Source organism: Streptomyces sp. UF-297, from assembly GCF_058245575.1.
Genome location: NZ_JBSIBZ010000054.1, coordinates 20,051 through 32,934 on the forward strand (window position 1 = coordinate 20,051; position 12,884 = coordinate 32,934).

General features: G+C 72.7%; 13 protein-coding genes. 6 read left to right on the plus strand and 7 right to left on the minus strand.

Translation table 11 applies throughout. The features are described 5' to 3' along the window. The first annotated feature begins 156 nt into the window (after positions 1–156). Positions 157–396 carry a hypothetical protein gene (locus AC4IJH_RS26790; RefSeq protein WP_490854425.1) on the plus strand — a complete coding sequence of 80 codons (240 nt, stop codon included), beginning with the start codon at positions 157–159 and terminating at the stop codon, positions 394–396. Here the strand turns inward: AC4IJH_RS26790 and AC4IJH_RS26795 are convergent. Together AC4IJH_RS26795 and AC4IJH_RS26800 are read right to left on the minus strand one after the other, a co-directional pair. Beyond that, positions 378–1,610, minus strand: coding sequence for a cytochrome P450 family protein (locus AC4IJH_RS26795; RefSeq protein WP_490854426.1), 1,233 nt, complete (start codon positions 1,608–1,610; stop codon positions 378–380). The two genes, AC4IJH_RS26790 and AC4IJH_RS26795, sit on opposite strands and share 19 nt — an antisense overlap. 72 nt (positions 1,611–1,682) lie before the next feature. Continuing rightward, positions 1,683–3,320, minus strand: coding sequence for an acyl-CoA synthetase (locus AC4IJH_RS26800; protein WP_490854427.1), 1,638 nt, complete (start codon positions 3,318–3,320; stop codon positions 1,683–1,685). Between the two features lie 176 nt (positions 3,321–3,496). Here AC4IJH_RS26800 and AC4IJH_RS26805 point away from each other — a divergent pair, with 176 nt between their 5' ends. The 5 genes from AC4IJH_RS26805 to AC4IJH_RS26825 all read left to right on the plus strand — a co-directional run bounded on the left by AC4IJH_RS26805 (position 3,497) and on the right by AC4IJH_RS26825 (position 8,115). Next, the gene (locus tag AC4IJH_RS26805) at positions 3,497–4,297 is read left to right on the plus strand and encodes a crotonase/enoyl-CoA hydratase family protein (RefSeq protein WP_490854428.1); all 801 of its coding nucleotides are present in this window, start codon (positions 3,497–3,499) and stop codon (positions 4,295–4,297) included. A gap of 170 nt (positions 4,298–4,467) precedes the next feature. Then, the gene (locus AC4IJH_RS26810) at positions 4,468–5,412 is read left to right on the plus strand and encodes a Zn-ribbon domain-containing OB-fold protein (RefSeq protein WP_490854429.1); all 945 of its coding nucleotides are present in this window, start codon (positions 4,468–4,470) and stop codon (positions 5,410–5,412) included. Continuing rightward, positions 5,413–6,594 (plus strand): thiolase family protein, encoded by a 1,182-nt coding sequence (locus AC4IJH_RS26815; RefSeq protein WP_490854430.1) that lies wholly within the window; start codon positions 5,413–5,415, stop codon positions 6,592–6,594. Next, positions 6,591–7,757, plus strand: coding sequence for a thiolase family protein (locus AC4IJH_RS26820; protein ID WP_490854431.1), 1,167 nt, complete (start codon positions 6,591–6,593; stop codon positions 7,755–7,757). Before AC4IJH_RS26815 ends, AC4IJH_RS26820 begins: the two co-directional genes overlap by 4 nt. A 118-nt stretch (positions 7,758–7,875) precedes the next feature. Next, on the plus strand, positions 7,876–8,115 hold the full coding sequence (locus tag AC4IJH_RS26825; protein ID WP_490854432.1) for a DUF397 domain-containing protein: 240 nt from the start codon (positions 7,876–7,878) through the stop codon (positions 8,113–8,115). Here the strand turns inward: AC4IJH_RS26825 and AC4IJH_RS26830 are convergent. The 5 genes from AC4IJH_RS26830 to AC4IJH_RS26850 all read right to left on the minus strand — a co-directional run bounded on the left by AC4IJH_RS26830 (position 8,108) and on the right by AC4IJH_RS26850 (position 12,842). After that, a complete protein-coding gene (locus AC4IJH_RS26830; protein WP_490854433.1) occupies positions 8,108–9,856 on the minus strand; it encodes an AbeC-like domain-containing protein in 1,749 nt (582 codons plus the stop codon). The genes AC4IJH_RS26825 and AC4IJH_RS26830 overlap by 8 nt on opposite strands. After that, positions 9,853–10,152 carry a DUF6313 family protein gene (locus tag AC4IJH_RS26835; RefSeq protein WP_490854434.1) on the minus strand — a complete coding sequence of 100 codons (300 nt, stop codon included), beginning with the start codon at positions 10,150–10,152 and terminating at the stop codon, positions 9,853–9,855. Before AC4IJH_RS26835 ends, AC4IJH_RS26830 begins: the two co-directional genes overlap by 4 nt. After that, positions 10,149–10,568: a DUF6313 family protein gene (locus AC4IJH_RS26840; protein ID WP_490854435.1), complete on the minus strand. Its 420-nt coding sequence runs from the start codon at positions 10,566–10,568 to the stop codon at positions 10,149–10,151. The genes AC4IJH_RS26835 and AC4IJH_RS26840 overlap by 4 nt, the downstream gene beginning before the upstream one ends. Positions 10,569–10,704: 136 nt before the next feature. Continuing rightward, on the minus strand, positions 10,705–11,424 hold the full coding sequence (locus AC4IJH_RS26845) for a leucine-rich repeat domain-containing protein (RefSeq protein ID WP_490854436.1): 720 nt from the start codon (positions 11,422–11,424) through the stop codon (positions 10,705–10,707). A gap of 77 nt (positions 11,425–11,501) precedes the next feature. Further along, positions 11,502–12,842, minus strand: a complete 1,341-nt coding sequence (locus tag AC4IJH_RS26850; protein ID WP_490854437.1) for a cytochrome P450 family protein — start codon at positions 12,840–12,842, stop codon at positions 11,502–11,504. Positions 12,843–12,884 lie beyond the last annotated feature (42 nt).

The window sequence follows — 12,884 nt, forward strand, 5'->3', positions numbered from 1 at the left end:
CCTTCGGGGACCCGCTGACCCTCGGCCGACTGCCGACTGCCGACTGCCGACTGCCGACTGCCGACTGCCGACTGCCGACCGGGCCGCGCCGCACGGACCGTTACGCACCCGCTCTGTACCGCTCAGGTCCGCTCTGCCTAGCTGCACCTGTGGGATGTGGAGTCGCGTCGGCCGCTCGGCATCGCGCTCCCGACCCCCGCAGACAAGGTCCTCTCCCTCGCCTTCAGTTCCGACGGCGGCACGCTGTACGCGGCGGGTGACCACGTTCCCTTGCAGAAGTACGTGATCACCTCGTCGAAGGTGGCCGTGGAGGTCTGCCGGCGTGCCGGTGCCGGGCTGTCCCCGCAGGACTGGCGCACGTACGTCCCCGAGCTTCCCTACCGCAAGGTCTGCTGAGACTCCACCCGCACCAGCAGCTTCCTGAAGGTGTTGACGATGAGGGAGGGGAGGCGGGGGGAGTCGGGGGTGTGGAGGGCGAGGTGGGGGAAGTGGGTGAAGAGGGCGGGGAGGGCGGTTTCCGCTTCCAGGCGGGCCAAGGGGGCGCCGAGGCAGTGGTGGATGCCGTGGGCGAAGGTGAGGTGGCGGGTGGGGGTGGTGCGGGTGAGGTCGAAGTGGTCGGCGTCGGGGCCGTGTTGGTGAGGGTCGCGGCCGAAGGCGGTGTAGGCGAGGAGGACGGGGTCGCCGGTGCGGATGGTGTGGCCGGCCAGGGGGATGTCGCAGCGGGCGTAGCGGAAGGGGAAGGTGCCCACCGGTGGGTCCCAGCGCAGGGTTTCCTCGACGGCGCTGGACCAGGGGAGGCGGCCGTCGGTGAGGAGGGCCAGCTGGTCGGGGTGGGAGAGGAGGGCGCGTACGGCGTTGACGAGGAGGCCGACCGTGGTCTCGTGGCCGGCGACGATCATCAGGAGGAGGGTGTCGACGAGTTCCGCGTCGGTGAGGTCGTCGCCTTCGGTGGTCAGGGCGGTGGTGAGGTCGTCGGCCGGGTGGGTGCGGCGCTGTGCGATGAGGGCGGCGAGGGCGGCGCGCAGCTCGCGGTGGACGGCGAGTGTCTCTTCAGGGCTCGCGGCGGTGGCGAACAGGGCGCCGCACAGGTAGCGCAGGCGGGGGCGGTCCGCGTCGGGGACGCCGAACAGCTCGCAGATGACCCTCAGGGGGAGGGGGTGGGCGAAGTGGGCCCGTAGGTCCACGGGTTGGTCGGAAGCGGCGGTCAGGTCAGTCAAAGAGGTCAGGAGTTCGGCGGCCAACTCGGCGATGCGCGGGCGTAGTCGTTCCACGCGGTGGGCGGTGAAGGCCCTGGCGAGCGGGGCGCGCAGGCGGCGGTGGTCGGGGCCGGTGGCCGTGGACATGTTGGCGATGGTGACCAGGGGCGCCAGGGGCCAGGACGGTGGGATCTCGCCGCGCTGCCAGGCCGCCCAGAACCGGATGTCCTTCACGAAGCGCCCGTCGGAGAGCACCGAGCGCCCCGTCTCCTGGTGGGTCACCAGCCAGGCCGCCACACCGCCGGGCAGTCGGACGGGGACCAGCGGCCCGGCCGCGCGCAGTTTCCGGGCGGCTTCGTGCGGGTCGCCGCCGTCGGCGTGGAGGTCGTGCAGGGGGAGGGTGTCCAGGTCCATGCTTCAGTGTGGTGCCGCGCGGCCCTGGGGTGCTACCGCCTTCGCTCAGGGGAGGGCGTCCAGGTCCATGCCTCAGTGTGGTGCCGCGCCGCCCTGGGCCGCCACCGCCTTCGCCCAGCGGTAGTCCGCCTTGCCGCTGGGGGAGCGCTGGATGTGGTCGGTGAAGACGACGGTACGCGGGATCTTGTACCCGGCGAGGCGGGAGCGGCAGTGCGACTGGACCGCGTCCAGGTCCAAGGTGGGTGATCCGGCGCGGAGTTGGACGACGGCGGCGACCCGGTGGCCCCACCGCTCGTCCGGCACCCCGGCCACCAGCGCGTCGTACACGTCCGGGTGCGCCTTGAGGGCCTGCTCGACCTCCTCCGGATAGACCTTCTCGCCACCGGAGTTGATGCACTGCGAGCCCCGGCCCAGGACCGTGACCACGCCCGCCGCGTCGACGGTGGCCATGTCGCCCAGCAGTACCCAGCGCTCGCCGTCCGCCTCGAAGAAGGTCTCGGCGGTCTTGGCGGGGTCGTTGTAGTAGCCCAGCGGTACGTGTCCGCGCTGCGCCAGCCGGCCCACCTCTCCCGGCTTGACCGGGGCGTAGTCGTGGGCCGGATCGACCACCGCGGTACGGGAGTTGACCCGCACCCTGAAGCCCTTGTCCGGGCCGCTGTCGTCGGTCGCGGTGCCGTTGAAGCCGGATTCGGAGGAGCCGAAGTTGTTCAGCAGCAGCACGCCGGGGACCAGTGCGGTGAACTGGTCGCGTACGGTCTGCGAGAGGATCGCGCCGGAGCTGCTGACGCTGAACAGGGACGAGCGGTCGGTGCCGGACAGCGGCCCGGCCAGCGCGTCGGCGAGCGGGCGCAGCATGGCGTCGCCGACCAGCGAGAGGCTGGTCACGCGCTCCCGCTCGACGGTGCGCAGCACCTCCTCGGGCACGTACTTGCGGTGGATGACGACCTTCTGGCCGAAGTGGAAGGCGATGAACGCGGTGAGGGTGGAGGTGCCGTGCATGAGCGGGGGAGTGGGGAAGAAGACCAGGCCCTCGCCGCCCGCCGCGACCCGCTCGGCCAGTTCCTCGGGCCGGGTCACGGGCTCACCGGTGGGCGCTCCGCCGCCCATGCCGGAGAAGAAGAGATCTTCGTGGCGCCACACCACTCCCTTGGGCATGCCGGTGGTGCCGCCGGTGTAGATGATGATGCGGTCGTCGGCGGAGCGCGCGGGGAAGTCTCGGGAGGGTGAGCCGGTCGCCTCGGCTTCGGTGAACGGGACGGTGGTCAGGGGGAGTTCGGGGGCGCCCGGCGGGGGTGTGCCGACGCGGACGAGGTGGCGCAGCTCGGGCGCGTGCGGCAGCGCCCCGGCCACCCGGCCGGTGAACTCCGCCTCGAAGACCAGCGCGGCCAGATCGGCGTCGCGGTATAGGTAGGCCAACTCCTCTTCCACGTAGCGGTAGTTGACGTTGACGGGTACGGCACGGATCTTGAGGCAGGCGTAGACGGTCTGGAGGTACTCCACGCCGTTGTAGAGGTGCAGCCCGACGTGCTCGCCCGGTGCGATGCCGCTTGCGCGTAAGTGGTGGGCGAGGCGGTTGGCTGCCCGGTCCAGCTCCGCGTACGTCAGCCGGCGCTCGGCGCCCGAGCCCGGGTGATCGACGTACACCAGCGCCTCGCGGTCGGGGACCGTATCGACCACCGACTCGAAGAGGTCGGCGAGGTTGTACTCCATGACTCCTCCAAACCGGGCGGGCGGCGTCGGTCTGGCGGTCATTAGAGCGCCGCGGCGCGGAGGTGGGAAGGGCGCGTCACAAGAAATCTGACTGGGAGTCAGAAAACCCTTGAAGTCGGGGTACGCCTACTGCAACCTGTTCTACGTTCTGCAGACGGGCAGCCGGGAGGAAGCCGATGGGCGGGACCGAACACCTGACCGTGGAGCGCGTGGGCGCCACCCTCGTACTCACCCTGAACCGGCCGGAGGCGAAGAACGCGCTCTCCCTGCCGATGCTGGTGGGCCTGTACGACGGCTGGACCGAGGCCGACGAGGACGACGCCATCCGCTCCATCGTGCTCACCGGCGCCGGCGGCGCCTTCTGCGCCGGGATGGACCTCAAGGCCCTGGCGGGCGGCGGCATGGCGGGCGAGCAGTACCGCGACCGGCTGACGGCCGACCCCGACCTGCACTGGAAGGCGATGCTCCGCCACCACCGGCCGCGCAAGCCGGTGATCGCCGCCGTCGAGGGCCACTGCGTGGCGGGCGGCACGGAGATCCTCCAGGGCACCGACATCCGGGTGGCCGGCGCGAGCGCCACCTTCGGGCTCTTCGAGGTACGCCGCGGACTCTTCCCCATCGGCGGCTCCACCGTCCGCCTGCCCCGCCAGATCCCGCACACCCACGCCCTGGAGATGCTGCTCACCGGCCGCCCCTACACCGCGCAGGAGGCCGAGCGGATCGGGCTGATCGGCCGTGTCGTCCCCGACGGGGGCGCGCTCACCGAGGCCCTGGACATCGCCGAGCGGATCAACGCCTGCGGACCGCTGGCCGTCGAGGCGGTCAAGGCGTCGGTGTACGCGACCGCCGCCATGACCGAGACCGAGGGGCTCGCGCACGAACTGGAGCACGGCTGGCCGGTCTTCGCCACCGAAGACGCGAAGGAGGGATCGCGGGCCTTCGCCGAGAAACGCCCGCCCGATTTCCGGCGCGCTTGACCGCGTACCGCCGCGCCCTGACGCGCAGCGCACCCCGCCGCGCCCCGAGGCGTACCGCACACCCCGCCGCGCGAGGTGCCCGGCCCGCGCCCCGCCGTACCCCGCGCCCCGGAACCGCGCCCGGAACCGCCCTCCCCGCCGACGAGCGCGCCCGACAAGGAGACCCGCAGATGTCCGAAGTCCTCAGCGCCCCCCTGGTGGTGGAGTTCCCCTTCACCCGCTCGCTGGGCCCCGTGCAGAGCGCCTTCCTCACCGGCCTGCGCGAGCGCACCGTCCTCGGCGTACGGGCGACCGACGGCCGGGTGGTCGTGCCGCCCACCGAGTACGACCCGGTCACCGCCGAAGAGGTACGCGACCTGGTCGAGGTCGCGTCCACCGGCACCGTCACCACCTGGGCCTGGAACCCCGCGCCCCGTCCGGGCCAGCCGCTGACCACCCCCTTCGCCTGGGTCCTGGTCACCCTCGACGGCGCCGACACGGCACTGCTGCACGCCCTGGACGCACCCGGCCCGCACGACGTACGCACCGGCATGCGGGTCCGTATCCGCTGGGCGGCCGAACGCACCGGCGCCATCACCGACATCGCCTGCTTCGAGCCCCACCAGGGCCCGTCCGGCGGCCGCGGCCGCCCGCACGACGGGCAGTTCGCCGAACCCGTCACCAACATCACCGCCCCGGCCCGCCTGGACTACACCTACGCGCCGGGCCGCGCCCAGACCCGCTACCTCACCGCCCTGGCCGACCACCGCACCATCGGCGAGCGCTGCCCCTCCTGCCGCAAGGTCTACGTCCCGCCCCGCGGTGCCTGCCCCACCTGCGGCGTGGCCACCGCGGAACAGGTCGAGGTCGGCCCGCGCGGCACCGTCACCACCTACTGCATCGTCAACATCAAGGCCAGAAACCTGGATATCGAAGTCCCGTACGTCTACGGCCATATCGCCCTGGACGGCGCCGACCTCGCGCTGCACGGCCGGATCGGCGGCATCCCCTACGACCAGGTGCGGATGGGCCTGCGGGTGGAGCCCGTATGGACCGAGGGCGGGCGCTACCCCGACCACTACCGGCCCACCGGCGAGCCCGACGCCGACTACGACACGTACAAGGAGCTGCTCTAGATGCCGCGCTCAGCCCCTCCCGGACGGGACGTCGCCGTCGTCGCCTTCGCCCAGAGCGCCCACCGGCGGCGCACGGACGAGCTGTCCGAGGTCGAGATGCTGATGCCGGTGTTGCACGACGTGCTGGGCAGCACCGGCCTGACCGCGGGCGCCATCGACTTCACCTGCTCCGGCTCCAGCGACTACCTCGCCGGACGGGCCTTCTCCTTCACCATGGCACTGGACGGGGTGGGAGCCTGGCCGCCGATCTCGGAGTCCCATGTCGAGATGGACGGCGCCTGGGCCCTGTACGAGGCCTGGGTGAAGATCCTCACCGGAGAGGCCGAGACGGCCCTGGTCTACGCCTACGGCAAGTCCTCGCCCGGCTCGCTGCGCGATGTGCTCACCCGGCAGCTCGATCCGTACTACCTCGCCCCGCTGTGGCCCGACGCGATCGCGCTCGCCGCCCTCCAGGCCCAGGCGCTCATCGACGCGGGCGCGACGGACGAGCGGGAGCTGGCCGCGGTGGCCGCCCGCAGCCGCGCCGATGCCGAGGCCAACCCCCATGCACAGCTGCGCGGAGCGCGCCCGCAGGGGGAGTACGCGGTGCAGCCGCTGCGCACCGGCGACTGCCCGCCCGTCGGCGACGGCGCGGCCGCGGTGATCCTCGCCGCCGCGCCCAGGGCCCAGGAGCTGTGCGACCGCCCGGCCTGGATCCGCGGCATGGACCACCGCATCGAGGCCCACGCGCTGGGCGTACGCGACCTCACCGACTCCCCCTCCACCCGGCTGGCCGCGGAGCGGGCCGGGGCCTTCGAACGGCCCGTGGACACCGCCGAGTTGCACGCGCCCTTCACCTCCCAGGAGATCGTGCTGCGCAAGGCGCTGGGCCTGGCGGACGGCGTGTGCGTCAACCCCTCCGGCGGTGCGCTGGCCGCCAACCCGGTGATGGCCGCGGGACTCATCCGTATCGGCGAGGCGGCCGCCCGCATCCACCGCGGCGCCTCGGACCGCGCCCTGGCCCACGCGACCTCGGGGCCCTGCCTGCAGCACAACCTGGTCGCCGTACTCGAAGGGGCGCGGCGCGAAGGACCGGAACACGAAGGACCCGAACGCGCAGGACCGGAACACGAAGGACCGCAGAGCGACGAGCCGCGGCTCCAAGGACCGCAGCTCGAAGGACCCCAAGGAGACGCCCCGTGACCAAGGAGCCCGTGGCCGTCGTCGGCATCGGCCAGACCAAGCACGCCGCGGCCCGCCGCGATGTCTCCCTCGCCGGACTGGTCCGCGAGGCGGCCGGGCGCGCCCTGGACGACGCCTGGTTGAGCTGGCCGGACATCGACGCGGTCGTCATCGGCAAGGCCCCGGACTTCTTCGAGGGCGTGATGATGCCCGAGCTCTACCTCGCCGACGCGCTCGGCGCGGTGGGCAAACCGATGCTGCGGGTGCACACCGCGGGCTCGGTCGGCGGCTCCACGGCCCTGGTCGCCTCGAACCTCATCGCCGCGGGCGTCCACCGTACGGTCCTGACCCTCGCCTTCGAGAAGCAGTCCGAGTCCAACGCCATGTGGGGCCTGTCCCTGCCCGTCCCCTTCCAGCAGCCGCTGCTGGCCGGCGCGGGGGGCTTCTTCGCCCCGCACATCCGCGCGTACATGCGCCGCACCGGCGCCCCCGACACCATCGGCTCGCTGGTCGCCTACAAGGACCGCCGCAACGCCCTGAAGAATCCCTACGCCCACCTCCACGAGCACGACCTCACCCTGGAGAAGGTCCAGGCCTCGCCCATGCTGTGGGACCCGGTCCGCTACTCCGAGACCTGCCCGTCCTCCGACGGGGCCTGCGCCATGGTCCTCACCGACCGCGCGGGCGCGGCCCGTTCACCGCACCCGCCCGCCTGGGTGCACGGCGGCGCGATGCGCAGCGAACCCACCCTCTTCGCGGGCAAGGACTTCGTCTCGCCCCAGGCGGGCAAGGACTGCGCCGCCGACGTCTACCGCCAGGCGGGCATCACGGACCCGCGCCGCGAGATCGACGCGCTGGAGATGTATGTGCCCTTCTCCTGGTACGAGCCGATGTGGCTGGAGAACCTGGGCTTCGCCGACGAGGGCGAGGGCTGGAAACTCACCGAGTCCGGTGCCACCGAACTGGGCGGCGCACTGCCGGTCAACCCCTCCGGCGGCGTCCTGTCCAGCAACCCCATCGGGGCCTCCGGCATGATCCGCTTCGCCGAGGCCGCACTTCAGGTACGCGGACGGGCCGGCGCCCACCAAGTCCCCGGCGCCCGCAGGGCACTCGGGCACGCCTACGGCGGCGGCTCCCAGTTCTTCTCCATGTGGCTGGTCGGCGCCGAACCGCCCACCGGCTGATTCCACCCCATCCGGCAAGGGCGGAACGCCGTCCTCCCTACGTGGCCTGTCCGTCACCGGGCGCGGTGGCTAGGCTGGCCACCGATGGCAAACCGGAAGTACCGGGAGGAGCAGGGACGTGGCCGAGAGCATCACCGAGCAGCGGCTCACCGGCGGGCCGATCCCCGAACTGGATCTGACGGGCGCCCAGTGGCAGTCCGGCAGCCAGGGCGTGGGAGATGTCCAGATCGCCTTCGTCGAGGGCTATATCGCCATGCGCAACCGCCGCAGCCCGCACGTCCCCGCAGTGATCTTCAATCCCACCGAGTGGCGCGCCTTCGTCCGTGGTGCCAGGGACGGTGAGTTCGACCTCACCTGAGGGGATTCCGCGGGGGCGAGGGGGTGCTCGTCCCCGCCGGGCGGACGTCGCCGTCGTCGGGGATGAACAGCCCGCCGTCCCGCACGGCCACGGCGAGCCGCTCGACCACCGCGGTGTCCTGCCCCCGCTCGCGCAGCGCGTCACGCGCCGCTCCCAGCACCTCGGCCTGAAGCATCATCAAATAGCGCTGCACATCCAGCTGTTGGAGATACGACGGGGCGGCGGAGCTGCCCAGTTCGCGCACGGACGCGAGGGGCGCCGCCGACGGCCGCCTGCTCTGCGCGGCGAGATACGGCCGCAGCGCGCACGTCAGACTCCGTGCGGTGCCCAGCGCAGTGGCGAAGGCGGCGGACGGCCCCGTGGTCAGCGCCTGGAAGACGCGCCGTACCGTGTCTCCCTTCCTGCGCGCTGCCATCACCTCGACCTCGGCGAACTCCGGCCGCGGGGGCGCCAGGACGAACGGCAGCACCTCCAGCGCGAGCGCGCCGCCCCGGCCGACCGCCCGTACCAGGACGGTCAGCACGACCTGCTCGTTCCAGGCGCCGACCCTGATCCGCAGGAAGGGACGGCGCACCTCGCCGACGTCGCCCCCGACGTTGCGTACGTGCACGAGCTCGGCGCCCGGTTCGTAGGAGATCAGCCGTGGCAGCCCGGCGGGCAGGTAGGTGACCTCCTGGAACTCCAGGTCGCCCAGCTGGTCCCGGCTCTTGTGCGACGCTGCACGCAGCGCTGCCAGCCGCTGCTCGACGCGGTCCAGCAACTCGCGGCCGGTGAGCTGACCGGCCGTCCCTCCCGGCTGCGGCTGCCCGCCCCCAAGGGCCAGCGAGTACGGCCGGCAGGGCCGCCCCAGGCCGACGAAGGCGCGCGACGGGTCGTACACGACCATGTCCGTGTGCTGTTCGTGCTCGATCGCCGACAGGATGTGCTCGTACCGCTCGGGCCGGGGCAGCAGCGCACGCTGGTCGAAGGTGGCGAAGGCGTGCCGATCCAGGGTGTGCCTGGCGACGGCTTCGGTACGGCTGCGGTGGACCCACACGGCGGCGCACAGCAGCAGCGGGCCCGCCACGGCGCTGACCGTGGTGGCGTCCTGTGTGACCCGGATCAGGGCGTACAGGCTCACCGCCCAGTAGCCCAGCGCCATCAGGCGCGCCACCGCGGTCAGCGCGCCGCCGAGGACGCCGGGCGCGGGGGAGCGGGCGGTCGCGTAGGTACTGGTACCCCGGCCGGTGAAAGCGCGCGCACCCCACAGAGCGGCGGACACCATCGCGTACGCGGCGGCCCACCACCCGCCGCACCAGGCGAACGCCGCCCACACGGGCAGCATCAGCAGTGCGGTCAGCCGCTCATGGCGCCGGGCCAGCAGGGCGTGCGCGAGCACCGGGACGGCGTCGAAGCCCAGCGAAGGAGCGACGGCGCGTTCGTCGTGCTCGACCAGCTCCTCGATGACGCGGCGGCGGAAGCCCGCGTCCAGATGGACTCCGGCGCACAGGAGCCGGGTGGGCTCGCTGGTGGCGTACGTGGGCTTCGCCCGGGCGGTGCGAGCGGCATCGCGCCGACGGGCCGGGGACAGCCGTCCGAACAGCAGGCGCAGCTCCCTGGCGCCGCCGGCATCCAGGACGCGGTCTCTGCCGACGGCGATGACCGAGCGCGCGGCGTCGCGCACGGTGTTCGGCGGGGCATCGGGGAACACCGAGTCGAGCATGTCCCCGATGACCTGGTCGGCGGGCCGCCGCTCCGTCATGATCCCACCGTACTTCCGGGTGCCGACAGCCGCGCCGGATCCTGTGCGCAGGCCCAGCACTTGCCCAGGGACGCCAGCCCCAGTGCGAGGTGCAGCGCCAGCTCCTCGGCTCTGCGCGCCGCGGCGGCAGGTGGCATGTCCTCCAGCTCCTTGAGGTTGTCCGCGATATGCCGCACCGTCGATGTCCAGTGGTCCTTGGCGACCGCCCAGTGCCCCCGGTGCACCCGCTGGACGAACTCCTGGGCGAAGCGGCCCGGTTCACCGCCTTGGGCGTGCAGATCCGCGAGCGTCCTCACGTATCGCTCCCCGCGGCGGGCGCGGTGCCCGGCCCCGCGGTCTGCTCCAGCATGCGCCGCAGCAGCTCCTCCTGGCCGAAGCGGCGGCGCCGGTCGATCTGCCGGCTGACCAGATACCCCGCTCCGCCACCCACCACCGCGGGCACCAGCAGCCAGCCGACCAGCGAGAGCAGCACGCTGTAGAGGGGGTAGGCGGTGGCGGCGGGCGAGGTGATGCCCAGCAGCACCTCGTACCCCGTGGCCCAGCCCAGCAGCAGCCCGCCCAGGGCGTAGAAGGCCAGGAAGGCCAGTACCCACCACGCGGCGCGGGTGAACAGCCAGTGCTGCACGCGGTTCAGCCGGGACAGTGACCTCCTCCAGTCCCGCAGCCGCTCGCGCCAGGTGTCCTCCGGCGGAGGGGCGGGCGATGTGACCATGGCGGCAACGTAGACGAGCCCGCCGCTGCCGTGCGGCCGCCTCGCAGAAATCACCGGGACCGTCGCACGGGCGGGGGAATCGGGCGTGCGCGAGGGGCTCAAGTGCGTACGACGGGCACAAGCCTGTACGGCCGCTTCACGTGTGCACGACGCATCCCCGCTCCCGCAGGGCCCGTACCGCCTCCGCCGCGTCCGGGACGCGGTTCCAGCGCAGATCCAGCTTCTCCAGAGACGGCAACTCGGCCACCCAGTAAGGGAGGTCACAGATCCGATTGCCGCGCAGATCCAGCCGGCGCAGCAGGGGAAGGCCGCGCAGCGGGTCCGGGACGGCGGTGAGCAGGTTGTCGCGCAGGTCCAGGACGCGCAGCGCGCGCAGGGCGGCCAGGGAGCCGGGGAGGGTGGTCAGCCGGTTGCCGCGCAGCCACAGTTCGCGCAGCCGGGGCAGGCGTCCGATCGCAGCGGGAAGGTCCGACAACTCGGCCTCCTGGGCGCGTAGTTCGACCAGTGCGGACATGGCGCCGACGGCGTCCGGGAGCCGGCCGAGCGGGTTCTGGCCGACGGCGAGATAGCCCAGCCGGTCCAGGCGGCCCAGCGAGTCGGGGAGTTGGGTCAGGCGGTTGTCGTGCAGGTAGAGGTAGCGGGTCAGGGCGGCCAGGTCGCCGAGGGTGTCGGGGAGCCGGGTCAGCAGGTTGTGGCCCAGGTCGAGGGTGTGCAAAGTGCCGAGCGTGCCGATGGCGGCGGGGAGTTCGGTGAGGCGGTTGTCGGCGAGGATCAGGGCGCGCGGGCCGGGATGGCGCCAGACCTGTGGAGGGACGGAATCCAGGTCCGCCTTCCAGAAGTCGAGCGTGTCGCCCATCGCGGGGTGCGCCTTTCGGGAGTGGTGGCGTACGCCGGGCCACGGCCGTGACCCGGCGTACCAGGGAGAGAGGGAACCTACGCGGCCGGTGTGCCCAGCCGCAGGGGCAGCCGGGCCAGCCGCCAGCTGCCCGGCAGCGGCACCCGCTCCAGCTCGTGCGGCGCGACGGCCGGCGCCAGGTCCGGGTAGCGGTCCAGCAGCGCGCCCAGGGCCACCTCGCCCTCCTGCCGGGCGAGCGTGGCGCCGAGACAGTAGTGCATGCCGTGTCCGAAGCCGACGTGGTCCTCCGCCTGCCCCTCGGTGTGACGGGTCAGGTCCAGGCGCAGGGGGTCGGTGTAGTGGCGCGGGTCGAAGTTGGCCGCCACCAGGGAGATCTGCAGCGCCTCCCCCTTCTTGACGGGCACCCCGCCCAGCTCGGTGTCCTTCGAGGCGTACCGCAGCTGCGTCAGCTGCACGGGCCCGCACCAGCGCATCAACTCGTGGACGGCGCGCGGGAAGAGGCCGGGGTCCTCCCGGAGCAGGGCCAGCTGGTCGGGGTGGGTCAGCAGCGCGGCGGTGCCGTTGCCGATCAGATGGGCGGTGGTCTCGTGCCCGGCCACGACCAGCGTGATGACCATGGTGACCAGCTCGGTGTCGCTGAGCTTGCCGCCGTCCTCGTCCTGGGCCCGGATCAGCGCGCTCAGCAGGTCGTCGGCCGGCTCCGCGCGGCGCAGCCGGACCAGTTCCTGGATGTAGGCGATCACCTCCGGGAACGAGGTGCCGAGCGCGTCCGGGGTGAGCGTGACCAGATCGGTGCTCCAGCGCCGCCACAGCGGCCGGTCGGCCTCGGGGATGCCGACCAGGTCGCAGATGACCGTGATGGGCAGCGGGTAGGCGAAGTGCTCGATCAGGTCGACGGCGCCGCTCTCGTCGGCGTGGCCGGGCAGCGCGTCCAGCAGGTCGGCGGTGATCCGCTCGACGCGCGGCCGCAGCGCCAGGATCCGGCGTGCGGTGAAGGCCCGGGAGACCAGCCGGCGCAGCCGGGTGTGCTTGGGCGGGTCACTGTCCAGGATGGAGCCGAGCAGGTACTGCGTCAGATGCGGGGGGAAGCCGAGCATCTCCACCGTCCGCAGCCGCGGGTCCGGGTCGGCGTAACCGGGCACCGAGGCCGGGCTGTTCACGAACTGCGGGTCGCGCAGCGCCGTACGGACATCGTCGAAGCGGGTCACGAACCACACGGGGGTGTCGTCGATGAACCGGCCGCGCACCAGCGGCCCCTGCTCGCGCAGCGCGCCGTACCCGGCGACCGGGTCGGCCAGCAGCGACGGCTCCATCACGTTCATCTCGCCCGGGTGGCGGCCGACGTTGGCGGACAGCCGGGTGCCGGGGGCCGGAGCAGCGGCGGGGGTGGAAGTCGAAGTCGAGGGAGAAGTCGTCATGGTGTGCTCTCCTTTTCGGCCGAGGCCGGTCGGTACCGGCCG

Bases quoted from the DNA above. Each gene is read 5' to 3' on its own strand.
- AC4IJH_RS26795 (WP_490854426.1), bottom strand. From the start codon at position 1,610: ATGGACCTGGACACCCTCCCCCTGCACGACCTCCACGCCGACGGCGGC.
- AC4IJH_RS26800 (WP_490854427.1), bottom strand. From the start codon at position 3,320: ATGGAGTACAACCTCGCCGACCTCTTCGAGTCGGTGGTCGATACGGTC.
- AC4IJH_RS26805 (WP_490854428.1), top strand. From the start codon at position 3,497: ATGGGCGGGACCGAACACCTGACCGTGGAGCGCGTGGGCGCCACCCTC.
- AC4IJH_RS26810 (WP_490854429.1), top strand. From the start codon at position 4,468: ATGTCCGAAGTCCTCAGCGCCCCCCTGGTGGTGGAGTTCCCCTTCACC.
- AC4IJH_RS26815 (WP_490854430.1), top strand. From the start codon at position 5,413: ATGCCGCGCTCAGCCCCTCCCGGACGGGACGTCGCCGTCGTCGCCTTC.
- AC4IJH_RS26830 (WP_490854433.1), bottom strand. From the start codon at position 9,856: ATGACGGAGCGGCGGCCCGCCGACCAGGTCATCGGGGACATGCTCGAC.
- AC4IJH_RS26840 (WP_490854435.1), bottom strand. From the start codon at position 10,568: ATGGTCACATCGCCCGCCCCTCCGCCGGAGGACACCTGGCGCGAGCGG.
- AC4IJH_RS26845 (WP_490854436.1), bottom strand. From the start codon at position 11,424: ATGGGCGACACGCTCGACTTCTGGAAGGCGGACCTGGATTCCGTCCCT.
- AC4IJH_RS26850 (WP_490854437.1), bottom strand. From the start codon at position 12,842: ATGACGACTTCTCCCTCGACTTCGACTTCCACCCCCGCCGCTGCTCCG.